The sequence below is a fragment of the Shewanella litorisediminis genome, from assembly GCF_016834455.1.
Taxonomy (GTDB): domain Bacteria; phylum Pseudomonadota; class Gammaproteobacteria; order Enterobacterales; family Shewanellaceae; genus Shewanella; species Shewanella litorisediminis.
In genome coordinates this window covers 2,470,478-2,493,220 of record NZ_CP069213.1, presented here as the reverse complement: position 1 = coordinate 2,493,220, position 22,743 = coordinate 2,470,478, and the positions used below count along the sequence as shown (strand labels likewise).

22 protein-coding genes are annotated in these 22,743 nt (G+C 54.9%); 12 read left to right on the top strand and 10 right to left on the bottom strand.

The genetic code is table 11. The features are described 5' to 3' along the window. Positions 1 to 119 precede the first annotated feature (119 nt). Both JQC75_RS10885 and JQC75_RS10880 read right to left on the bottom strand, forming a co-directional pair. Positions 120 to 1,028 carry a M14 family metallopeptidase gene (locus tag JQC75_RS10885; RefSeq protein WP_203324127.1) on the bottom strand — a complete coding sequence of 303 codons (909 nt, stop codon included), beginning with the start codon at positions 1,026 to 1,028 and terminating at the stop codon, positions 120 to 122. Between the two features lie 75 nt (positions 1,029 to 1,103). Beyond that, positions 1,104 to 1,841, bottom strand: a complete 738-nt coding sequence (locus tag JQC75_RS10880) for a YciK family oxidoreductase (RefSeq protein WP_203324126.1) — start codon at positions 1,839 to 1,841, stop codon at positions 1,104 to 1,106. A gap of 262 nt (positions 1,842 to 2,103) precedes the next feature. On the opposite strand from JQC75_RS10880, the gene JQC75_RS10875 reads away from it, so the two are divergent. The 3 genes from JQC75_RS10875 (at position 2,104) to JQC75_RS10865 (ending at position 6,957) form a co-directional block, all read left to right on the top strand. Beyond that, positions 2,104 to 4,584 carry a VolA/Pla-1 family phospholipase gene (locus JQC75_RS10875; RefSeq protein ID WP_203324125.1) on the top strand — a complete coding sequence of 827 codons (2,481 nt, stop codon included), beginning with the start codon at positions 2,104 to 2,106 and terminating at the stop codon, positions 4,582 to 4,584. 144 nt (positions 4,585 to 4,728) lie between these two features. Beyond that, positions 4,729 to 5,742, top strand: coding sequence for a protease SohB (gene sohB / locus JQC75_RS10870; RefSeq protein ID WP_203324124.1), 1,014 nt, complete (start codon positions 4,729 to 4,731; stop codon positions 5,740 to 5,742). 156 nt (positions 5,743 to 5,898) lie between these two features. Next, positions 5,899 to 6,957, top strand: coding sequence for an AraC family transcriptional regulator (locus JQC75_RS10865; protein WP_203324123.1), 1,059 nt, complete (start codon positions 5,899 to 5,901; stop codon positions 6,955 to 6,957). On the opposite strand, the gene JQC75_RS10860 is transcribed toward JQC75_RS10865, so the two are convergent. From JQC75_RS10860 to JQC75_RS10840, 5 genes are all read right to left on the bottom strand, one after another. Then, positions 6,908 to 8,119: an SO2930 family diheme c-type cytochrome gene (locus tag JQC75_RS10860; protein ID WP_203324122.1), complete on the bottom strand. Its 1,212-nt coding sequence runs from the start codon at positions 8,117 to 8,119 to the stop codon at positions 6,908 to 6,910. The genes JQC75_RS10865 and JQC75_RS10860 overlap by 50 nt on opposite strands. A 78-nt stretch (positions 8,120 to 8,197) precedes the next feature. Beyond that, the gene (locus tag JQC75_RS10855; RefSeq protein ID WP_203324121.1) at positions 8,198 to 10,846 is read right to left on the bottom strand and encodes a parallel beta-helix domain-containing protein; all 2,649 of its coding nucleotides are present in this window, start codon (positions 10,844 to 10,846) and stop codon (positions 8,198 to 8,200) included. Between the two features lie 191 nt (positions 10,847 to 11,037). Further along, entirely contained in the window at positions 11,038 to 11,883 is an 846-nt protein-coding gene (locus JQC75_RS10850) for a D-hexose-6-phosphate mutarotase (RefSeq protein ID WP_203324120.1), read from the bottom strand. 196 nt (positions 11,884 to 12,079) lie between these two features. Further along, positions 12,080 to 12,640, bottom strand: a complete 561-nt coding sequence (locus JQC75_RS10845) for a VOC family protein (RefSeq protein ID WP_203324119.1) — start codon at positions 12,638 to 12,640, stop codon at positions 12,080 to 12,082. Positions 12,641 to 12,647: 7 nt separating this feature from the next. Continuing rightward, on the bottom strand, positions 12,648 to 13,145 hold the full coding sequence (locus JQC75_RS10840; RefSeq protein ID WP_011760226.1) for a L,D-transpeptidase family protein: 498 nt from the start codon (positions 13,143 to 13,145) through the stop codon (positions 12,648 to 12,650). Between the two features lie 164 nt (positions 13,146 to 13,309). Between JQC75_RS10840 and JQC75_RS10835 the strand changes: the two genes are divergently transcribed. Both JQC75_RS10835 and JQC75_RS10830 read left to right on the top strand, forming a co-directional pair. Next, positions 13,310 to 14,146, top strand: coding sequence for an ion transporter (locus JQC75_RS10835; protein WP_203324118.1), 837 nt, complete (start codon positions 13,310 to 13,312; stop codon positions 14,144 to 14,146). An 11-nt stretch (positions 14,147 to 14,157) separates the two neighbouring features. Continuing rightward, positions 14,158 to 15,675 carry an MATE family efflux transporter gene (locus JQC75_RS10830; protein WP_203324117.1) on the top strand — a complete coding sequence of 506 codons (1,518 nt, stop codon included), beginning with the start codon at positions 14,158 to 14,160 and terminating at the stop codon, positions 15,673 to 15,675. A 124-nt stretch (positions 15,676 to 15,799) separates the two neighbouring features. Here JQC75_RS10830 and JQC75_RS10825 read toward each other — a convergent pair whose 3' ends face one another. After that, entirely contained in the window at positions 15,800 to 16,039 is a 240-nt protein-coding gene (locus JQC75_RS10825; RefSeq protein WP_203324116.1) for a DUF2986 domain-containing protein, read from the bottom strand. A 69-nt stretch (positions 16,040 to 16,108) separates the two neighbouring features. After that, the gene (locus JQC75_RS10820) at positions 16,109 to 16,585 is read right to left on the bottom strand and encodes a hypothetical protein (protein WP_203324115.1); all 477 of its coding nucleotides are present in this window, start codon (positions 16,583 to 16,585) and stop codon (positions 16,109 to 16,111) included. 39 nt (positions 16,586 to 16,624) lie between these two features. Between JQC75_RS10820 and JQC75_RS10815 the strand changes: the two genes are divergently transcribed. The 7 genes from JQC75_RS10815 to JQC75_RS10785 all read left to right on the top strand — a co-directional run bounded on the left by JQC75_RS10815 (position 16,625) and on the right by JQC75_RS10785 (position 20,888). Continuing rightward, complete coding sequence (locus tag JQC75_RS10815) at positions 16,625 to 17,320, top strand: hypothetical protein (RefSeq protein ID WP_203324114.1); 696 nt, start codon at positions 16,625 to 16,627, stop codon at positions 17,318 to 17,320. Between the two features lie 129 nt (positions 17,321 to 17,449). Beyond that, complete coding sequence (locus JQC75_RS10810) at positions 17,450 to 18,460, top strand: 2Fe-2S iron-sulfur cluster-binding protein (RefSeq protein WP_203324113.1); 1,011 nt, start codon at positions 17,450 to 17,452, stop codon at positions 18,458 to 18,460. Positions 18,461 to 18,725: 265 nt separating this feature from the next. Further along, the gene (locus tag JQC75_RS10805; protein WP_203324112.1) at positions 18,726 to 19,154 is read left to right on the top strand and encodes a GNAT family N-acetyltransferase; all 429 of its coding nucleotides are present in this window, start codon (positions 18,726 to 18,728) and stop codon (positions 19,152 to 19,154) included. 70 nt (positions 19,155 to 19,224) lie between these two features. Then, the gene (locus JQC75_RS10800) at positions 19,225 to 19,929 is read left to right on the top strand and encodes a DUF445 domain-containing protein (RefSeq protein ID WP_203324111.1); all 705 of its coding nucleotides are present in this window, start codon (positions 19,225 to 19,227) and stop codon (positions 19,927 to 19,929) included. Between the two features lie 65 nt (positions 19,930 to 19,994). Continuing rightward, positions 19,995 to 20,342: a VOC family protein gene (locus JQC75_RS10795; protein WP_203324110.1), complete on the top strand. Its 348-nt coding sequence runs from the start codon at positions 19,995 to 19,997 to the stop codon at positions 20,340 to 20,342. A gap of 8 nt (positions 20,343 to 20,350) precedes the next feature. Further along, complete coding sequence (locus JQC75_RS10790) at positions 20,351 to 20,692, top strand: 5-carboxymethyl-2-hydroxymuconate Delta-isomerase (protein WP_203324109.1); 342 nt, start codon at positions 20,351 to 20,353, stop codon at positions 20,690 to 20,692. A 1-nt stretch (position 20,693) separates the two neighbouring features. After that, positions 20,694 to 20,888 (top strand): DUF1289 domain-containing protein, encoded by a 195-nt coding sequence (locus JQC75_RS10785; RefSeq protein WP_203324108.1) that lies wholly within the window; start codon positions 20,694 to 20,696, stop codon positions 20,886 to 20,888. A gap of 144 nt (positions 20,889 to 21,032) precedes the next feature. Here the strand turns inward: JQC75_RS10785 and asnB are convergent, their stop codons facing one another. After that, on the bottom strand, positions 21,033 to 22,697 hold the full coding sequence (gene asnB, locus JQC75_RS10780) for an asparagine synthase B (protein ID WP_203324107.1): 1,665 nt from the start codon (positions 22,695 to 22,697) through the stop codon (positions 21,033 to 21,035). Positions 22,698 to 22,743: the final 46 nt, after the last annotated feature.

Below are 22,743 nucleotides of genomic sequence, written 5' to 3'. Positions count from 1 at the left end.
GCCTTCAGGCGTTGAGTACCTCAGTAAAAAGGCCGCTTATGCGGCCTTTTGTGTTTCTTACGTTTTGGCAAGGTTCAGGTAGTACAAGTGGTCAGCTTGGTACTTTTGCCCGGGTCACCTCAATTTGCCAGCATAAAGTCCAGTGCGGCTCGAATGGCTGCCACCTGGGCGGCATTGCATTCTTCAGCGGTGGCTTTCGGGCTGTCGGGATACACTTCTGTGGTGGTGGTATAGACCGCATCGGTTATGCCGGCGCACAGGCCGAGCTTTTTCACTGGATAGTTAATGACGCCATGTTGCACCACAGGTGAGCCGATAATCTTGCCCTTGTCATCGGGGGGCGCAATATGGGTGACCTTTTCCACCGCCTCGATAATTGCTTTTTGGAAGGCTTCCTGGGGATTATCGCTGTCGCCCACCAGATAAAAGCCATCGGGGATAACATCGGGCTCGTAATCTTTGCCATCACGGGCGGCCAGTGCCGGGCGAAACTCGGTTTCGTCTGTGTCTGTGGTCTCATGCAGGTCGATATGCAGCACAAAGTCAGACTTATGAGGCGCGACCAGTTTGAGCAGAGCGGCTGACTCCTCAGATGGACTGTTTTCCACGAAGGAGCGGTTGGGGTCGACCGCTTTGGGGTTCCAGCGATTGATGATTTCGTAACCCCAGGGGCTCACGCAAGGGGCAACCAGCAGGTTCACCTTGCCCTGATAGTCTTTGGCATCCTGATGTAAAAAGTCCAGCGCCCCCTGTACGCCGCTGGTTTCATACCCGTGAACACCACCTGTTACCAGCGCCAGCGGCAGGCCAGGCTGCCACTGGTTTTTCAGGGCGTAGAGCGGGAAGCGTCCGGCATCGATGGAAAGGGCACCGTAATTGATAAGCTCAAAATTTGCGCTCAGGGGAAGGATGCGTGACAGCACCTCGTCCTGATAGCTGCGTTTAACGGTCTGGGCTTCAAACCAGGCTTGTTTGTCGGCATCATTCCAGGGCTTACCCGGTGTGCCAATGGGGTAGGGAGCTGTCATAGTCTTTGGTCTTTATTGTATTTGGCTGAGAATAAACATAAAAAAGCCCGCTTCAGCGGGCCTTGTCAATACAGCTTATTGTGCGCTGAAGGCCTGACCATTCTGGTCTTTGCTGTCGTCTGCCATCAGGTATACATACAGCGGCATCAGTTCTTCGGCGGTTTTCAGGGTTTGCGGATCTTCACCCGGATAGGCATTGGCACGCATCTTGGTGCGGGTTGCGCCCGGGTTGATTGAATTGGCTCGCACGTTGGTGCCATCACACTCGTGGGCGAGCACCTGCATCATGCCTTCGGTGGCAAACTTGGAGAAGGCATAAGGGCCCCAGTAGGCACGGCCGGTACGACCAACACCGCTGGAAGTGAAAATCACCGAGGCGGCTGGCGCTTTACGCAGTACCTTGAGCAGATGCTTGGTCATCATGGCCTGAGCGGTCACGTTGACCTTCATGACTTCTTCGAGGGACGCCAAATCAATGTGTTCGAACGGACCAAGCACGCCCAGCACACTGGCGTTATGCAGCACGCCATCGAGATGGCCAAACTGCTCTTCGATGGTGTCGGCCATGTCGCGGTAGTTTTGCTCTGTGGCGCCTTTCATATCCAAAGGCACTATGGCTGGAGTAGGGTGGCCTGCCGCTTCGATTTCATCATAAACGGATTCGAGTTTCTTCACTGTCCGGCCCAGCAGGATCACGGTGGCACCGTGGGCGGCATACGCCAGCGCCGCAGCGCGACCGATACCGTCACCGGCACCGGTAACCAGAATTGTTTTGCCTTTCAGAGCATCGGGGGCAACTTTATATTCCAACATGGATTTAAACTTCCTCTTGGCGCAACTTCCCGTCTTTACTGAGGGATTTTATGAGTCATACAGCTGTTTAAAACAATTGACTGTTTATTGGGTGTTCACTTCATTGCGCAGTGTGACAAAATTGTAGCGAACTCAATATTTTTGCGTTAAGTTGAAACGAGTTACGGACATTTAATAAGTCCGGTTGGCATCGCAATACGGGCTATTGTGACCAATTTCTTGGGGAAAACAAAATTATTACAACAAGATTTGGGGAAAAAAGATGAAAAGACTCATTTTGGGAGTAGCAATCGCCTCGGCTCTGGGCCTCAGCGGCTGTGGTGGCGAGGATAGTGTCAATGAGCTCAGGGATAATATAGAGCCGCTGATCCCCGAGTCCCACCTGGTGTTTGATCCCACTGCCGGCAAGGTACCACTGCCAAGCGATCTACTGTTCAGTGGCACTCTCGACGGTACCCTGGCCATTCCCGGTGAAGAAGGCGGTGATTACACCAACCCTCAGTACGCCATTGGCGCACTCGATGGCTGGTCTACTACTCAGCCCATCAGCATTGATTTTGCCCCGTCCAGAGATCACAGCGGTAACCTGCTGTCCCTGAATGCAGCCTCCGTATTCCAGCCCGGTGCGGTGCGCGTGTTTGAAGCCACAGTGGGCGGCGCACTCTCCTCGGATGCAGAGTGTAAAGCGGCGCCTTCGGTATCTGCCTGTAAGATTGGCGATGAGCTGCAGTTTGGTGTCGATTTTGTCAGTCAGGCTGTAGGCAATAAGATAGTGATTGTGCCCTTAAAGCCTCTGAAAGCCGGTCAATCATATATTTACGCCACCACCAATCTGATTGAAGACTCTGAAAACCGTCCAGTTGCAGCTTCTTCTACTTATGGTTCGGTGAAGATGGATATCAACAGCTATCCACTGGGCACCGAAGCGCAGCGTGGTCTGCAGGCGCTGATTAACAGCTACGAAAATGCCCTCGAATCCAAAGGCGTGGACAAGGCCAGCATCACCTACTCGAGCCTGTTTACCACCCAGTCGGTTAACCCAGCCTACGAGACACTGAAGTTGCTGATGGCCAGCAACGATGCGTTCAAGCCTTCGTTTGATATGTTTCCAACCCCAACCGGGATGACAGTGGCGCAAATGGCAGGCTTGAGCCCAGAAATGGGGCTGCCCTATGTACTGTCTGATCTGGCTGATGTGTACGTTGCCAAAATCAAGCTACCCGTATACAGCGATTGTTCCGCCAACGGCTGTTTGACCGCTGACATGGCGCCCAAGATTAACGGCCGCTGGACTGCCCTGGGTGACAGCCCCGTGTCTGTGCTGCTGGCACTGCAGGCCGGTACTCTGAGCCAACAGAACTTTGGTGCCCAGGCTATGGCGCAGGGCATTGAAGACCCTGCTGCGGCGCTGGCAAACCCGGCGCTGCTGGCCGGAAAGCAGTTTAAGCTTGATGATGGTACGCCTGCGGATAAAACCCGCCATGTCACCAAGTTCAACCCCATTCCAGCGCCCAAGACCTACGAAAGTGTCTCTGTGCTAATCACTCTGCCCAACGCTGCCAAGCTGAAGGCCTTTACCGAAGCTCAGGGCCAGGCCTTTGTGCCTCCAGCCAATGGCTGGCCAGTGAATATTGCCATGCATGGTCTGGGTGGCGGTAAAGAGATGGCGCTCGCCTACGCGGGTACCTATGCGGCGGCCGGTGTGGCCACTGTCGCCATCGATATGCCGCTCCACGGCGATCGTTCCTTTGATGCCAACAAAGACGGTATCTATGAGGTCTCAGCGACCGATCCTTCATTTGGTCCTGTGGTTGGTAAACCCGATGCGTTCAAAAATGGTTCACCGCTGGTGTTTGTGAATATCGCAAGCTCACTGTCGGTGCGGGATAACTTCCGTCAGGCCGTGGCTGACCATCTGGGCGTGCGTTTGGCCCTCACTGGCATGGCGCAATATTTGGCCGCCAACAACCAGTCTCAGGTATTCGATGTGTCCAAGGTGTCTTCCCAGGGCCTGAGCCTTGGCGGCATTGTAAACACCAACTTTGCGACCTATGCCTCTACCGGGCTGGTGGACCCAACCACGGGTACTCAGTTGCCCAATCCCTATGCCATCACCGCGGCTTCTCTGGTAGCGCCTGCTGGTGGCTTGGCTGGCGCCTTTGCGGGCTCCGCGACCTTCGGCCCTGTGCTCTTTAATACCATTACCGGTACGTCTGAGTTCCAGGCCATGGTGGATGCCGCCAACACAGCAGGTTATGAGCCAGGCAGCCCTGAATATGCGGCCTTGGTACAGCAGGTTTATGACGGTTTTATCCCTACCTTCGCATTTGCCATCCAAACCGGTGTGGACTCCATCGACCCGGTTAACCATGCGGGCATGCTGAAAGCCACTGGTTTGCCGGTTCACCTGATTGAGGTGGTCGGTGACGGTAACGGTAACCTGCCGGATCAGGTACTGCCAAACAGCGTGGAAGGCTTCCCGCTGTCGGGTACTGAACCCCTGATTGCCAATCTGGGGCTGGAGTGTCGTGACACCACGGCGCAGGGCGGCGGTGCAGTGCGCTTTATCAAGGGACATCACAGCTCTATCGTGGACCCGAGTGAGAATGGTGCCACCGATGGTAAGGCCGCCGCCGCGACAGCAGAGATGCAGTGGCAGGTAGCAGGTTTTGCCAAGTCGGCTTCAGCAGGCACGGCCACCATTCTGGTGAACGATGCCAGCGTACTTAAAGCCTGTGACTAATCACAGTTGAGTCACAGTTAGTCACAGATAAACCGGCCTCTGGGCCGGTTTTTTATTGGTTTTAGCGGCTGAATTGCTAGAATAGCGGCACTTTTATGCTCGCCCGGCAAGCTTGCCGGGTGTTGGGATGCTTTGGAGCGGAATTTGGAATTTTTATACGAATATGGGCTGTTTCTTGCGAAGGCAGTGACAGTGGTCGCCGCCATTGGCGCCATACTGATCATGATTTTCGCCGGTGCGGCCCGTGGTAAGGGTGACAAAGGCGAACTGACGCTGACCAATATCACCGAAGAACTCGATCATTTAAAGACTCACCTTAAACACGAACTGCTTGATAAAAAAGCTTTTAAGGCGTACGAGAAAGCCCAAAAAGCCGAGGCCAAAGAAGCTGAAAAGCAGGATACGCCCAAGCCCAGAACCTTTGTGCTGGATTTTAAAGGCAGTATTGATGCCCACGAAGTTGCGTCTTTGCGTGAAGAAATCAGTGCCATCCTGACGATTGCCGAAAAAGGCGATGAGGTGCTTATTAACGTCGAGAGTGGTGGTGGCATGGTACACGGTTATGGTCTTGCGGCCAGCCAGCTCGACAGACTGCGCCAGGCAGAGATTCCTCTGACTGCCTGTATCGACAAGGTCGCCGCCAGTGGCGGCTACATGATGGCCTGCGTGGCCAATCACATTTATGCGGCGCCCTTCGCCATCGTGGGCTCCATCGGTGTGGTGGCGCAATTACCCAACTTCAACCGCTTGCTGAAAAAGCACGATATCGATTACGAGCAGCACACCGCCGGGGACTTTAAGCGCACTCTGACGCTGTTTGGCGAGAACACCGAAGAGGGCCGGCAAAAATTCCGCGAAGAGCTGGAGGAAACCCATCAGCTGTTCAAGGCCTTTGTATCCAAGTATCGCCCGGAGCTTGATCTGGACAAGGTTGCCACCGGTGAGCACTGGTACGGACAGCAGGCGCTGGATTTAGGCCTGGTGGACAGCATCAGTACCAGCGACGACCTGATGCTGACAGCGGCCAAAGACAGAACCCTGATTAAATTGCGCTATCAGCCGCGTAAGAAGCTCGCCGACAAGCTCGCCCACAGCGCCGCGCTGACGGTCAGCACCTTTTTTGGCAAGCTGGCGGAAAAGAATAAACCGCTGCCATAAAGCTCAGTGCCAGAAATCTGTATTAAAAGCCTGCTTCAGCAGGCTTTTTTGTGCGCTTTGTTGCGCTGCACGACCTTTTGTAACTCTCTGTAACCGGGGTTTTCTTCCATCCCCAAATGGTATACAACTGGGCGATTGGGGGAATATCAGTCAGTCATGAGTATGTCGTTATTAAATTACCGCGCCGGCGCCATGGTGGGGGATCAGGGCTACCCAGCCTGGGAGCTGCTGCAGATACTGTCAGCCATTCGGCGGCTCTTCGGCGAGCAGGCCCACCGCGCCGTTTGTGCGCAGCTGGGTGTGGCGCCCGAAGTGCTTTGCCATATCACTCTGGTACCTGTGTGGCAGGTCGATGGCGCCATGGAGGCTCTGTGTACTCTGTCTGATGACCGACAAATAGGTATGCGGGCGGCGGCAGATTATCGGGTCAGTGAGCTTGGCTTTTTGAAGGGACATCTGGCCCGCTGCCAAACCCTGGCGGACTGCTTTTACTTGCTGAACGATAATCCCGAATGGGCCGGCACCATGAACGACAGCTTGGTGACCTTTACCGATGGTAAGCTCAGGGTTCGTTGGATAAACACCCTGAGGCTCCCGGATATTCAGTTCCATTGCCACTTTCTCCATAGTTTGGGCGCGCTGGTGGTGCTCGGGCGTGAGCTCTGTGGACAGTCGTTCTCCATCGGGAGTATCGCCTTGACTGAACCTCTGCACTCTTCAGATTTTATCGAATCACTCTGTGGGGTTACTCCCTCATTCAACGCCCCCTTTTGCGAGTGGACAGTGGATGAAGCAGTGCTCGCACTGCCCATTACTTACGCCTTCAGTGACGAAGAGCGCCGCGAGCCTGAGCTGATACAGCCAAGCTATATCTGTCAGGTGTTGCAGCAGCTTAAGCTTTCCATGCCAGTATTGCCTACACTGAAGGAATTGGCGGCGAGGCTCGCAACCAGCGAGCGAACCCTCAGACGAAAGCTGGCTGAAAATGGCTGCAGCTTTCAGTTGCTGCGGGACAAGGTACGCACCCAGGCGGCCATTGCCCTGATTATCGAGGGCCGCCTGAGTGCGGAGGATATTGCAGAATCCCTGGGTTTTACCGACGTCAGCCATTTCAGGGCCAGTTTCAAGCATTGGCTTGGCGCGCCGCCCGGTAAATTTCAGCGTCTCATTGGCAGTTACCCACCGACGGTGCCATCAAGTCTATCCAATAACTGATCTGTGCCACCGCTTCACTGTGAACCAGTGCGCGCCCCAGCGGCGGCATGCGGTCTTTGGGTCCGGAGAGTGTCTGGCGGTAGACCAGAATCGAATGGTCGCCATTCCCCGGCACTATATCGTAGGACAGCCCCCTCTCGCCACCATCCCAGCCTGGCGGTTGTTTACAAATTCCGTACTGATAGCTGTGATGGTCTGTCTCAAACCCCAGCCTGAGGCCCGACACGCTGGCAAAGCCGTCGGCTTTATGGCAATGGGCACAGTTAACATCGAGATAGCCTTTCACCCGCGCGGTGAGATCTTGCTGCTCATCCCCAATGGCAAAGGTTTGCGGCAGTGACTCAAGCTCACCCAGCCCTGTAAGCAGACCCTGTGATGCAAACCATGTCAGTTGATTAACCATCTCCCCCTCAATCCTAATGGGTTTGTTCAGGAGCAGGGGTTTGGGGCCAATAGGGGCTATGGTGGTTATGCCATTCTGTGCGCTTTGATGACAAATCTTGCACTCGGCGCGGCTTGGCACATGGTAGGTAAAGTTCAGGGTTTCATTTGCGGCATTAATGCTGTGGGGAAGGTCGGCGCCGGTCTCTGCAAGATAGGCCTCATTGCCATCCCACCGGTAAGGCAGTGCCGTCCAGCCGCTCTCACGGTGGATAAGCAGCCGGGTTTCCACAAGCCGTGCGGCCGATGCATCGGTTGTCATGGTGTCCGCAGGCAATAAAAAGCTTTTCACCAGCACGGTGCCCACCGGCAACGACAGGGTGTCTCCCTGTAAAACCATGGGCGTGTTTTCGGGTAAAAACACAAAGCGGCGCTTAATGGCATAGTCGGTAAAAAGCTCACTGGCAAGCTCATAGGCCACGCCGGCTCCATTTGGCGCCCTGGTTGGATTGCTACTGTCGCTGAAAAGTCGGTAGTCGGATAGGCGCGCACAGTTTGTGCTCATCAGTGCCTGACGGTTAATGCTGCCCTCACCGTTATCGCACAATGACGTTGCAGGCGGCGGAGTTACAACGATGGGCGGTGGTGTCGCCGGCGCTGCGCTGTCACCTTCACCACCACAGGCAGAGAGCATCAGCAGCAGCCACAAAGCGGACAGCCACCGCAGGGGTAACCTGAGGTAAAGTGTTAACTGGGACTGGGTCATTCCGGGGTTTTGCATCTTGGGTACCTTTAGCGTGAAGGGCCAGAAAGTGAAAGGCCGGAAAGTGAAAGGCCGGGTTTCCCCGGCCTTGTGACATCAGTTGGAGCAGGCTGCCGCAGGCAGACGTTTTATCCATTCATGGATAAGGGCGACGCCTTCCTCATGGGCGAGGCTGCGGCCAATCTCTGGCATGCGGTCACCCGGCTCAGTGCTCGCCATCCTGAAATGCATGATGGAGCTTTCCGGTTTGGTGGGCACCACGTCATATCCCAGGCTGCCGCCGCCGTAGGCGACTGGCTGCTTACAGGTGCCGTGGGAGAAACCGTTGTCATCGCCATAACCGCGCCAGTACTCAAGCTTGAGCCCTGTGTTGGAGGCATTGCCTTCGGGGCGGTGGCAGTGGGCACAGTTAATGTCCAGATACCCCTTGGCAGTTTGCATCAGGCTGGCATCGTCCATGGCCGCAAGACCGGCTTCGTCTCCGTCGTGGAATACCGGTACCTTGGGCACGGCATCCAGTGCCGGCATGCCTTCCAGGATGCCGGCGCTTTGCCAACGGCTCAGCTGATTCACCGTGGCATCGGCATAGGCAAAGTCACCGTTAAGGAAGCGTGCTTTTGGCCCTATGGGTACAAAGCGTGGATACTCGTCCCCTTCAGCCTTGAACTGGTGGCACTGCTTACACTGGTTGATGGAAGGCACAACATAATCGAAGGTTTTGGCTTCACCCTTGTGCATGACGGTTTTGGCCTGAACGGCGCCCGGCTTGGTGAGCACGGCATCGCTCTTTTGGGCGTTCCACACATAGGGCAGGGCGGTCCAGCCGCTGGCACGCTTGATAAGCAGGCGGGTTTCAATCAAATCCTCATTGGCGATGCCGCGCTTACTGGTGTCAGCAGGCAGGGCGAAGGTTTTGGTGATTACGGTACCCACGGGGAAATCAAAGGCTTCATTTTCACTGTATTGCGCCTTGGTGCCATCGGGCATAAACACGAAACGGTATTTGCTGGCGTAGTCGGTGAAAAGCTGAGTGTTCAACTCATAGGGCATGCCGCCGTTGGCATTTTGGGTTGGGTCGGTGTCATCGGCAAACAGCCCATAGTCAGACAGCTTGGGGCAGTTCGCCTTGGCAAGGGCATTCCAGTTGACGCCGGACGCCGTGCTGTCGCACAAGGCCTGATCGCCATCCCCTATGATGCCGCCGTCACCGTCGCCTATGGTGCCACCACCGCCAATGAGGTTGCCACCATCACAGCCTGCGGTATCGTCATCCACGCCGCAGCCAAAAATTTGCTCGCCGAAGGTGACCGTATGCACCGGCAGACTCACCTGGGCACATTTGAGCAGATTGGTCTGGGTTTTCTCGTACAGCACATCAGCAATGCTCATGTCGGTATTGTTGTTGCTGTAGAGCTGTCCCAGGCTGACATCGCCGTTATTTTGCATACACACATTGTCACTGCCGTCGGCGGCAAAGGGCATTTCCCGAAGCCCCAGATAGGCGGCGGTGCCATTATTGGCAAGGAGTTCACCCAGGCCATCGTAGAGGATCCCGGGCATGGCGCCGTGGGTCAACACATAGGCGTTGATGATATCGGTGATGAGATAGCCGTTGGGCTTGGCGCCATAGCCGCTTATCTCGTTGTCATGCACATAGATATTTCGGGGCACAGGGCGCCAGCCATCTTCGATGGACTGACCGGGCTGGCCATAGTTGGCAACAAAATCGCTGATTTCGGGCTCGGCAATGAAGAAGCTCGAGACCGTCAGGCCCAGGGTATCGTGATTGGTGATCTGGTTGTTGAAAATCTCCACATCGTTGGTGGAGAGAATGATCACCCCGGTGCCCGGTGGCACTATGTGTACCCCGGCAGGGTTGGCCGAGGCGTTGGCAAAGTTATGGGTGTTGTTGTCGTAGACCTTGTTGTCAAAAATCCTGACGCTGGAGCCGTATCTGTGGTTATTGATGGGCAGATCAAACACCAGAATACCGCCGGTGTTGCCCATGGCTTCGTTGTTATAGACATCGGCGTAGCGGCTGTTCTCAATCTCGATACCGGCCACGTTTTCTTTGGCGATGTTATTGCGCACCACTATGTATTCGGATTGGCCAACGTAAATACCGGCGTCGGCACTGCCGCGCACATAGCTGTCTTCAATCAGGATGTTTTCGCACTCTACCGGATACAAGCCATAGGCGCCGTTGTCCTTGTCCAGCGCACCTTCCCAAACGGCGCCCACTTTACGCAGTATGATGCCGTTGGTGTTTTTGAGCTTAATGCCGTTGTTTTTGGCCTCATATACAGACAGATCTGAAATGGTGATCTGCATGGCGTTTTGCACGAAGATGCCGTCGCCTGAGTTGGCATTGGCAAAGTCCAGCACGGTTTCATCCATGCCATAACCCATGATGGTGACGTTCTTGGCGAAGGCGCCATCACCATCCACATCGCCGTCAAACAGCAGAGTGGACTGGATGTCAAAGCGGCCCTTGGGCAGCACAATCACATCGCCACTCTGGGCGTTAATCAGGGCTTCCTGAATGCGGGTGGTCAGGTTGTCGCCAGCCTCAATCATGATGGCGCCTTCGGGAAAGCTGGGGCCGCCCGACGTTGGCGGCGTCACAACCGGAGGCGGCGGTGTTTGCGGACTGTCTTCGCTGTCAGAAAAACAGCCCCCCAGTTGCAGTGCCACGGCCAGAGCGACTGCCGATGGCAGCCAGTGTTTTCGAGTCTTGTTGTGCATGAGTGTTCCTCGTTATTGTTATATTACTGTTAATAAATCTTGCACGAACGTACACATTAGGCAATGAGAAATCCGGCCAACCTGCTTGGGCTTGCGTTGGTGTACCGACAAGAGAGGAATTTCAGGCAATAAAAAACGCGCACAGGGCGCGTTTTTGGGGAAATAGGGTTTGGTTCAAGGCCGTTGGCGGCTCAGCGCCACCGAATATGGGTCGTGAGGGTATGGGTTTGACCCGCTGCCAGCTCTACTTTGTCTTCCAGTACATTGGCCGCTTCCAGGCACACCATGGTGAGGTAGTCGTCATCCCTGAAGCGGGCCAAACGCTGTGACTTATCAATCCAGGGGTTCCAGAGTACCGCCGACTGGCTGTGCTCGCGACTGACTTCAATCACACCGTCCGGCGTGTGCAGGGTCTGGCGGGGGCCAAGGTCGGTGTAGACCCTGTCGGTTTCCCGGTCGAACCTCACCTCATCGCCTTCCTGGGCATAGGGGCCTTCACCGAACTCAATGTACTTGGCGCCGCTGAAACCCCTGGCGCTGAGCGCGTGTATATCCCTGATGGGGAAATAGCTGTGCAGCGCCTGGGTCAGGCTGACGTGGCTGTCACCCCGGTTGCGGTTCACCAGAGACACGCTCAGGGTCTCTGTGAGGCGAAAATGCACCTCCACCTCGGTGTTGTGGGGCCAGAATTGGCGGTCTGCTGCCGCAATCTCCAGTCCAAATACCAGCTCGACCTCTTCATTATGGATATGGCTGTGCTTGAGATGCCACAGGCGGGTGCGGGCAAAGCCATGCTGGGGAAACTCCGGGTTAGTGTGCATCCCAAACCAGGGCCAGCACACGGGCACCCCTCCACGGATACCGCTGCCGGGAAGATAATCATCCGCTTCTGAGACCCAAAGCAAAGGCGGTTTTCCCGTGGGTTGGAAGAAATCTATCTGAGCGCCCTGCAGAAAAATCCGTGCCTTGCACAGGGTGGTAGAGACTTCAATGTAATCGAGTCCCTGGGGGTGTTTTTTGCTGGTCACCGACGCCATGGATGACTGCCTCCATTCAGGTGGTTAAGGCGTGGCAGGGCCACGCAGAGTATGAAATTGCCGCCTACTTTACCCAAGAACGTCGGCGCTGATAAACCGCTTCAGGCGCTATTTGGCGGTTTTGTCTGTTCGCCAGACAAAACACTGTCAGGATAATCATGTTGTTAAGTGCGTAGCGCTGGCTTGTGTGCCAGTTTTAAACCTGCTCGCTGGCAACAATAGCCTCGATTCCATGGGGATGCACCTTAACCGTCAGTCCATCCAGACCAAAGGCAAGCGTCGGGTTGGGCAGACGTTCGGCCTCACCCTGGGGTGAGCTTCGCTTGACCTTGAAGGGAGAGTCCCCGGCCAGCACGGCACCCATCGCAGGGGATTTGGCGATAAGAGCCTGCTCCAGTCCGTCGCAGTCTGTGGCGCCGCAGGGCAATACCAGCTCTATGTGTTCCCAGCCGTCATTGGGGTACTGCTTGCTGCCGGGGTAGGGCAGTTCGATACAGGGCACATTGAAAGGGCCGAGGCGAAGTGGTTTGTTGAGCTTGAAGATCAGAATGGGACGCCCATTAATGATGTTGTTGCTGATGACATCGCCCAGACTGGCAAAGCCGGTTGCCAGTTGTTCGGCCGCCTCACGGGTGTTCACCCTGAGTGAGGCATGGTCGCACTCAAGGCCGAGCTCGGTTAAGCCCAGTTTATCAACCAGCGCGAGTATGCGGGTCTCAAATTCGGACCAGCTTGTTAACAGTGATTCCAGTTGCATCCTTACCTCAGGGCCAGATTTCGATAGGGGTGCCGGGGTCAATCAATTGCCACAGCTCATCCATATCTCTGTTGGTGACAGCGATACAGCCGTTGGTCCAGTTGTACTTTTGTGCTTCTTCGGCGCTGAGGGGCGATTTGGGGTCCTGGCCATGGATCATGATGGCGCCGCCGGGGCTGATGCCGAGGGCCTTGGCACGCAGTATGTCTTCGTCGTTGGGATACGAGATATGAATCGAGCGGTAATAGGCGCTGTCGGCTTTTTTAAAGTCCAGCAGGTAGCGGCCCTGGGGCGTGCGCTGATCGCCTTCTTTGAGTTTATGCCCCTTGGGGTTGTCACCCATGGCAATGCGATAACTCTTAATCAGCTCACCGCGGTAAAACACCTGCATCTGTGCTTCTGCTTTGTTGACCACCACCAGGTCCACTTTCTGGCCCGGTTTAATTGCATTTGCCTGCACACTGGCACTGACCAGCAGCAATAACACCAACAGCTGACGAAACATGAAATCCTCAATCCACCCTATTTTACGCACAGGACGTGCTGGTTTGGATTCTACCCAAGGCGGCGGCGGCTGAAAACTGCATTGAGAATTGTTTTTGAGCCTGATGGATTGCCATGGCACACTGTGGGGCGATTCAGAGCCATTCCAAGGACGTCAGGGAACCCATGAGCCAAGCCGAGGCCGCTGCTGAGAGTGAACTCAAGAAAAAACTCAGGATAATCATTTTTGGTACAGATACGCCGGCGGGCCGCCGGTTTGATTTGGCGCTGATCCTGTGCATCATCGCCAGTGTAACCCTGGTGCTGCTGGACACTGTCTCCAGCATTAATGCCCGCTGGGGTGAGCTTATTCATGTACTCGAGTGGATTTTCACGGTCATTTTTACCCTGGAATATGGGCTAAGAATTTATTGCAGCGCCCACCGCTGGCAGTACATGCGCAGTTTTTACGGCATTGTGGACCTCTTGTCTGTGTTGCCAAGTTATCTTGCGCTCTTTTTCCCGGGCGCCAATTTTACCCTCATCATCCGGGTGCTCAGGCTGTTCAGAATTTTCAGGGTGCTTAAACTGCTCAGATACCTCAGTGAGGGAAATCTGCTGCTTAAGGCCATGATGCAGTCCAGCCGCAAGGTATTCCTGTTTTTCTTCTCGGTCAGCCTTATCATCATGGTGCTCAGTGCCATCATGTACATGGTCGAAGGCCCTGAAAACGGGTTTTCGTCCATTCCCAAGTCCATCTACTGGACCATAGTGACCATTACCACTGTGGGTTATGGTGACATAACCCCCAAGACTGAACTGGGCCAGGCCATCGCTGCCCTGACCATGCTGATAGGTTACTCAATTATCGCCATCCCCACCGGCATACTCACCGCGGAGATTTCCCAGGAAATTGGCCGTAACCGGGATCTGAGACGTTGCAGTAACTGCTTGAAAACCGGCCACGATCAAGATGCAGAGTATTGCAGTAAGTGCGGCAGCGAGCTGCAAAAAGAGTTGTAACAGGACCCTCCATGACCCAAGCAAAATTTGTTGAAGGTTCAATACTGCGCCACATTCTGGTGATGAGTTCCACCGCTGCGGTGGGCATTTCGGCGCTGTTTGTGGTGGACTTGCTGGACATTTTTTTTCTCAGCTTACTCGGGGAAGCAGAACTTGCCGCGGCCGTGGGCTACGCAGGTACCATCTCGTTTTTTACCACCTCCATCGGTATTGGATTATCCATCGCTTTGGGTGCACAGGTATCCCGGGCCATAGGCGCAAGGGAAACTGAACACGCCAAACGGCTGCTGATGAGTTCGCTGCTGGTGACCCTGGCAGTCTCCTGCCTCGTGTCTTTGCTGGTGTCCCTCAATATCCCGGCACTTTTGACGCTGGTGGGCGCCACCGGGCACACAGCAGAACTTGCCGCAGATTATCTGCGCATTCTGGTGCCTTCATTGCCCTTTATCTGCCTTGCCATGGCCCTTGGCGCCGCGCTCAGAGCGGTAGGGGATGCCAAACTGTCGATGGTGTCTACTCTGGTGGGGGGCGGCGTCAACCTGGTGCTCGACCCCATATTGATTTTTGTGCTCGCCATGGGCATCGAAGGGGCGGCTGTTGCCTCTGTGCTGGCGCGTTTATCCGTGATGTTGGTGGCCGGGCGCGGCGTGTTTGTTAAACATGGGCTCGGCAGCAAACCCACCCTCGATGCTTTTGTTGGCGACTTAAAGCCGATTTTCGCCATTGCCGGGCCGGCCATGCTCACCAATGTGGCAACCCCAATAGGTAACGGTTTTATGACCCGCGCCATCGCTGACTATGGTGATGCCTATGTGGCGGGATGGGCCGTGCTGGGGCGTTTGACCCCTGTGGCCTTTGGGATGATCTTTGCCCTTTCCGGGGCCATTGGCCCTATCGTTGGACAAAATTTTGGTGCCCGGCGCTACGACAGGCTCAGGGATTGTTTAACCCAATCGCTGCTGTTTTGTACGGCCTATGTGGCAGGCATGGCCTTATTGCTGTTTTTGGCCCAGGACCTGATTATCAGGGCGTTTGACCTTAAGGGGGACTCGGCGGAATTTATCGGCTTTTTCCTGACCTATATTGCCGTGTTTTTTGTGTTCTCCGGGGCGCTTTTTGTGGCCAATGCGTCGTTCAATAACCTGGGTAAAGCCAAGTATTCCACGGTGTTTAATGTGGGCAAGGCTACCCTGGGGACTTTGCCCTTTATCTGGCTTGGCGCCCAATACGGCGGCGTATATGGAGTGTTGATTGGTCAGGTACTGGGCTCAGTGCTGTTCGGTGTTGCCGGCGTCTATACGGCCTATCGTCTGGTGGCGTCTTTTGAGGGCCACCGAGATACAGTTGAGCAAGAGGCCGACGAAGAGGTGGTACCTGCCAGCAGCAGCCCACTGTCTTCATCTTTTGTGCAGATGGCGACGCACACCGAGGAGAAAGACTGTATTGGCGCGCAGGAAGCGACGGAGTTTTTGGTTGTGCCCGAGACCAGCCCACCTGAAGCGGGTGCAGTGCCAAAAGATAAGGTTTGATAGGCCTGTTCAAGGCGTTGATGACATAAAAGAGGCTCCGTAAAGGAGCCTCTTTTATCAGGCGAAATGCTGGAAAATGCCGGGCTTGCAATCGCGCCCACCATTCGGGGCGCCGGGCATTGACTCAGTTGCCTGTACCAGCGGCAACGTCGGCATCAATAACATCGGCATCAATATCAGTTTCACTGCTCGATGCGTCAGCAAGCTTTACCTCAGCTGCCTGTGCTTCTGCTTCCAGTTTGGCGCGCTCAGCTTTGGAGATATATCTGTCTTTTGTCGCACCTGCGTTGGGCTTTTCTTTCTTGTTTTCTCTGGCCTTGGTGCGTTTGGCCATTTTCTTTATCAGTGCCTGTCTTCTGTTCATATTAAGCTCCGCGCAATCGAGCGGCGAATACTACCCAAGCAGCGCCGAAAATGCCACTGCTCTGGCGCGTTAACCCTGTCTTCCAAAGCGTTGCCTGTCTTCGTCGGTGGCGCCTTCGGTGCATTCTCCGCGAATTTCGGCTCTGTCGACCTGAATGAGTCGACTAATCTCTATGCTGCCTTCACGGCAAAAGCCCGACATGGCAAGGGTACGCTTCAGTCCAAGTTCAATTTGCTCTGTCCATTCGGTTAAGTCAGGGCCGGATGAGCGTTTTCGTCGGTCGCGGCCGGTCAATTCCAGCGTCTGTACCGATATTGGCGGCATTGCCTGGGTATTACTGACACTGTAAGTAAAGAGCTTAAGGCCATTCTCGGCAATGCTGGTGGTCAGCTTATCGCGAATAACGCCTTCATATTTTGCCTCTGGCTCGACATTGGATTCGGTGGATGCAGCGCAGCCTGTCAGCAGCAAGGCCCAGAATACCAGGGGGCCGATTTTGAATAGCACAGTTTTAATTCCCCAAAAATCGGTGATAATCACTGTCATCAAGAGTAACCATATTCACTCGGGAATCAACGATTTTCCATGGCTGAGTTTTGGCAAAATCTGTGGGGCAGTATCGACTGGCGCTTCACCTTCATCTTCGCCGATGGTGTGGCGTCTGCTTTGCTGGCTATTTGGTTGTGGATTGTCTGGCCCGCCGAGGCAATGCTGAGCCTGATGGCCGATAAGGAAAGGCAACTGAGGGCTCTGATAACCCTCAGCGCCATAATGGGACTGTGGCTCTTTAATGCCGGGGTCCATGATCTGCTGCAGCTTCACTTCTTAGGCCTGGTTACCCTGATGTTGATGTTTTCCTGGCGTCTTGCCTCTGTGCTGGCGTTACTGCCCTGCGCCTTTTACTGCCTTCTGGTGTTGAAGCAGCCGGGGCTCTTCGGAGCCTATGCCCTAATGGGGGTGTGTTTGCCACTGTATCTGGCCTTTATTATCCATAATCGCGGCTTTTATTGGTTGCCGGGCAATGTGTTTGTGCTGATATTCGTCGGTGGTTTTTTCAACGCTGGTGTTTCTCAGGTGAGTCACCAAGGCCTTTGGTCGCTGTGGCTGTGGGTTACCGGCATGCAGTCGGCAGCCGTATTGTGGCAGGATTATTTTTCTCTGTCGGTGCTGATGGTGTTTCCCGAAGCCTTACTCAACGGCATGGCTGTTACCCTGCTTGTGGTATATCGTCCCCAATGGCTCAGCGATTACTCTGACCGTCACTACCTGTGGCGCAAATGATTCTGTGGCGTAACTCATGCAACGCATTTGACGTGACTCCCTCTCTTTTAAGCTTCACTTGACAAGGCCGGGCTAAGTCAGCATCTTGAAGCGCCCAACCCCTTCCCGGCAGGGAGAACCATACAACACATGACGCTGTTTTTTTTGGATAACCAGCGCTTCCATGCCGAATCCGGCGAAACCGTTCTGAGTGCCCTCAAACGCCTCGGCCACCCAATCAATTACTCCTGTACCAAAGGTCAGTGTCGCAGTTGTTTGCTGCGTCTGGACGAAGGCAAGATTGCCCCCAAGGCTCAGAAGGGACTGGAAGCCGACTTGAAAGCGCAGCAGCTGGTGTACGCCTGTCAGTGTGTGGCCAAACAGGGCATGAAATTCAGCAGTCCTGCCGAGGAGACTTATGTCAGTGCGCGGCTCCTTGATAAGCTCAGTCTGAGTGAGGATGTTACCCGCCTGGTGATTAAGCCCGACTCAGATATTCAATACAGTCCCGGACTTTGTACCGGTATTCGTGGCCCCGAAGGCGTGGGGCGCACCTATGGTATTGCGCAGGGGCAGGGTGAAGGCACCTTCGCTGTGCATGTGCGGCGAAAGCGCAATGGTCGCTTCAGTCAGTGGCTGTGCGACGAGGTCAAGGTAGGGGGCAGCTTGTCGCTTACCCGCCCCTGGGGACGTTGTAATTACCAGGGAACCTATGGGAGCGATGAGCTGATTGTGGTGGCCTTTGGCACAGGTATTGGCCCCGCGCTGGGATTGGTGCAATCGGCACTGGAGAGCGGTCATCAAAAGCCAATCAGTCTCTATCATTGGGGCAAGTATCTGGACGACCTTTATCTGCATCGCACCCTGCTTAAGTTGATGCTGGAGCACAAGGCATTGCACTATCAGGGGCTGATTTCGGCCGTGAGTGATGCTGACCGTATCGACAATCACAGGGTCCGCCTGATGGAGGTGCCGCAAATTCTAAAGGAGCGGCACGAGCTTGGCAGAGATAAGCGACTGTTTTTATTCGGTGAGCCCGATATGGTCGCCAAGGTGACCGAATATGCCTTCCTGTGTGCCCTGGACATGGATCGAATACACACCCAATCCTTTGAATACCGCGATCTGCGTCGTCGGCCGAGAAATCAGGACGGGCAATGAGAGCGCCCCAACGCAGTGCTGGCAGCGTTAACTGTCATTGTTTGTAACGCCAGCCCAGACAGACAGTGCTGCCGATGTGTATCGGCCCAGGCGTAAAAACACCGCACAATACCGCACTCTTTACCCTGGGTTTTCCCGTGCCTTTTAACTGGCTGCCACCCTGGATTTAAGTGTTAAATCCGCCTGTGTCTTTTTTAATTTCATTGTGTTACCTTCATTTGAGTCTTTCTGGGCCCTGGAGCTTTGGATAATTCAAGGAAGAAGCATGCAAATACGTTTAGCCTCCGACAAGGATCTCGACAACCTTGTTCCCCTGTTTAACGCCTACCGCCAGAGCCTTGGCTCTGTGTCCGACCCCACTGGCGTGCGCGAGTTTCTCTCAGCGCGTCTGGCCGAAAATGATTCTGTGATTTTCGTCGCCATGGACGAGCACAACGCGGTGGGATTCATTCAGCTTTATCCTTCTTACTCGTCGTTGCACCTTAAACCGCTGTGGTATTTCGATGACAGCTATGTCACCCCGGCCTATCGCGATCACGGTGTTGCCGATTTGCTCGCAGACAAAGCCATGGAGCTTGCCGGTGAAACTGATGTCCTGTGTGTGCGCCGCACTCTGGTGGATGCCAATACTTCGGTCGTGCTGGATACAGAAACCGGCGATCGCAGTATCTATCAGGTACTTGCCGAACGTTGAGGGCGTTGGCCTCGGTTGGACTCCTTGCTAAAATGCCGTCGTTTTGTTTGTTGTCCAACTGGGGGATTTGATGAATAAAGGGCTGGTAACCAATGGGTTGGCCGCGGCCGTTACGGCGGCGGGCTTTGCGGGTGGGCAACCACTGCTGACCTCGGTCGGTCTGTTTTCACTCTCCGGCGCGCTTACCAACGAGCTGGCCGTGCACATGTTGTTTGAAAAAGTGCCCGGGCTTTATGGCTCTGGTGTGATTCCCGCCAAGTTCGAGTCCTTTAAAAAGGCAATTCACGAACTCATGATGCAGCAGTTTTTCACCGACGAAAATATAGACCGCTTTTTGAGTGACGGCGCCGGCCACAGGGCTTTGGACTTATCCGGGGTCATCGCCGGCGTCGATTTAACCCCCGCCTTTGATGCCTTGGTGGAAACGGTGGCCCAGTCGTCCTTTGGTGGTATGTTGGCCATGTTCGGTGGCGTTGAAGCCCTGGCGCCGATGAAGGCTCCCTTCGAAGAAAAAATGAAGGCGTCCCTTATCGACATTGCCGCGTCTGATAATTTCCACGAGCAGCTTAAATCCGCACTGGAACAGCCGGATATGCTGTCAGACTTTAAGAATCAGATAGCGCAGATAGTGCAAAATCGCCTCGATGAACTCACCCCCGAACTGGTCAAACGCCTGGTACAGGACATGATCCGGGAGCATTTGGGCTGGCTTGTGGTGTGGGGCGGTGTGTTTGGCGGTCTCATAGGCCTTGTAGCCGGACTGCTGCAGGCCTAAACTGGCCATAGCGTGGGCATAATCAGTCGAATGGCTTAAGTGTCCGTCGGCGGTAAGGAGACCCGATGAACCGAGTGAACACCATCAACTATCTGGAAATTCCCTGCAGCAAACTGGCTGAGAGCAAGGCCTTTTTCAGTGCCGTTTTTGGCTGGGCATTTCTCGATTATGGCCCCGAATACAGCTGCTTTTTGGATGCCGGTATCGATGGCGGCTTTTATCAGGCCGACGTGAGTTTCACTGCGGCTGCCGGGCCTTTGTTGGTGCTCTACAGCAACGATTTAACGGCGAAGCAGGAGCACATCATGCATCATGGGGGACGCATAGTGCGGTCGGTATTCAGTTTCCCCGGTGGTCGCCGTTTTCACTTTGCCTGTCCCAGTGGCAATGAATATGCCGTTTGGTCTGAATAGGAGCTAAAGTGCCTCACTGTATTATTGATTTTTCTGCCAATGTTCCCGGTTATGACGTTGCCGAGGGCCTGACGCGTGCCTGCCACAGCGCCATGGTCGCCAGCGGCCTGTTCGAGCCTGCTTCCATTAAAACCCGGGCCCATCAGGCTGAAGCTGCCAAAACCGGGGAGGGCGACGACAGCTTTATCCATGTAAACATCAGCATCATGCCCGGGCGCAGCAGTGAGCAAAAACGGGCACTGATGGACGCGATTGCCGTCGCTATTGATGGCGTGGAGATCCAGGCATCCAGCCTGACCATGGAAGTACGTGAGCTGGAAAAGGCACACTACTTTAAAAAGCTGACCTGACATGGATAAGTTACCGTCTCCCTGCGTTCGCAATTGCTGCCTTACCGAAGAGGACATCTGTATGGGTTGCGGGCGCAGCTATCAGGAAATCCTCGATTGGCATCAGGCCAACGCCCAGCGGCAACAGATGATTCTGGATAAGGCCAGGGAGCGGCTTGATACTCTGGCTAAAGCACGGGGCAATCCCATACGTTAATTGCCTTGAGACTCGCTGACACAGCGCCTTTATAAAGCGCAGCATCAAATCCTGTAAAAAAGCCCCAAAGATGGGGCTTTTTTACGACATTGTGCGCTTCCATGGCCGCTTATTACCAAATGGCGGCTCACAGGAACACAGTCATCAGTAGCTTTGGGCGTGCACTTCGCGCACGGCGCGTCCGGAGGGGTCGATAATCCCTTGCAGGCTGGCATCCCAGGCCAAAGCCTCAGGCGTCGAGCAGGCTACGCTCTTGCCACCGGGAACCGTAAGGGCCGCTGACTCCAGCGGGAACAGCTCTTCAAAGAAGCAGCGGTAGAAGTAGGCTTCCTTGGTTTCCGGGGTGTTGTGCGGGAAGCGGAAGCGGGCGTTGGCAAGCTGCAAGTCATCCACTTTAGCCGCAGCCTGCTCCTTGAGACCGTCAATCCAGCTGTAACCCACACCATCACTGAACTGTTCCTTCTGGCGCCAGGCAATTTCCGCGGGCAGCTTGTGTTCGAAGGCTTCACGCAGAATGTGTTTCTCGATTTTGCCCTTACCGGACATCTTGGCCGCAGGGTTTAAACGCATGGCCACATCCATAAATTCCTTGTCGAGGAAGGGGACGCGCGCCTCCAGACCCCAGGCCGCCATGGCTTTGTTGGCACGCAGGCAGTCGAACAGGTGCAGCTTGTCCAGTTTACGCACCAACTCTTCGTGGAAGGCCTGCGGGTTTGGCGCCTTGTGGAAATACAGGTAGCCGCCAAACAGCTCATCAGCGCCTTCGCCAGAGAGTACCATCTTGATGCCCATGGCCTTGATTTTACGGGCCATCAGGTACATTGGCGTGGCGGCACGTATGGTGGTCACATCATAGGTTTCCAGGTGATAAATCACGTCCTTGATGGCATCCAGCCCTTCCTGAAAGGTGAAATGAATTTCGTGGTGTATGGTGCCAATAGCATCGGCTACCTTGCGGGAGGCCGCCAAGTCCGGCGAGCCCTTGAGACCCACCGCGAAGGAGTGCAGCTGTGGCCACCAGGCTTCGCTCTCATCGTTGTCTTCGATGCGGCGCTTGGCAAAGGTTTGGGTGATGGCCGACACGATGGACGAGTCCAGGCCGCCGGACAGCAATACACCGTAGGGTACGTCAGACATCAGCTGGCGCTTGACCGCCGCTTCCAGTGCGGCGCGAAGTTCCTCGACACTGGCCTCGTTGTCGGCCACTGCATCAAAGGCTTGCCAATCGCGCTGATAGTAACGCACCGGCGCAGCGTCTGCGCTAGACAGATAGTGGCCGGGGGCAAAGGTTTCGACGGTTTTGCACACGGGTACCAGTGCCTTCATTTCTGAGGCCACATAAAAGTTACCCTTGGCGTCACGGCCGGTGTAGAGCGGAATGATGCCTATGTGGTCGCGGCCAATCAGGTAGCTGCCCTTGGCCTTGTCATAGAGTACGAATGCGAAGATGCCGTTGAGTTTGTCGAGAAAGTCACTGCCGTATTCCTGATACAGCGCGAGTATGACTTCGCAGTCGCTGTTGGTCTGGTAGCTGTACTTGTCCCCAAGCTCTGCCTTGAGTTCTTTGTGGTTGTAGATTTCACCATTCACCGCCAGTACCAGGCTGCCATCTTCACTGATAAGTGGCTGGGCGCCATGTTCAATGTCGACAATGGCAAGACGCTCATGGGCCAGCACGGCGTGGTCGTCGGCGTAAATACCTGACCAGTCGGGGCCACGGTGACGCAGCAGTTTGGACATTTCCAATGCCACCTGGCGCATGGCACTGGCATCGGATTGGATATCGAGAATGGCAAATATGGAACACATAACAAACTCCGCACTTAACTTCTGAGGCATCTATGTTTTGTCACTT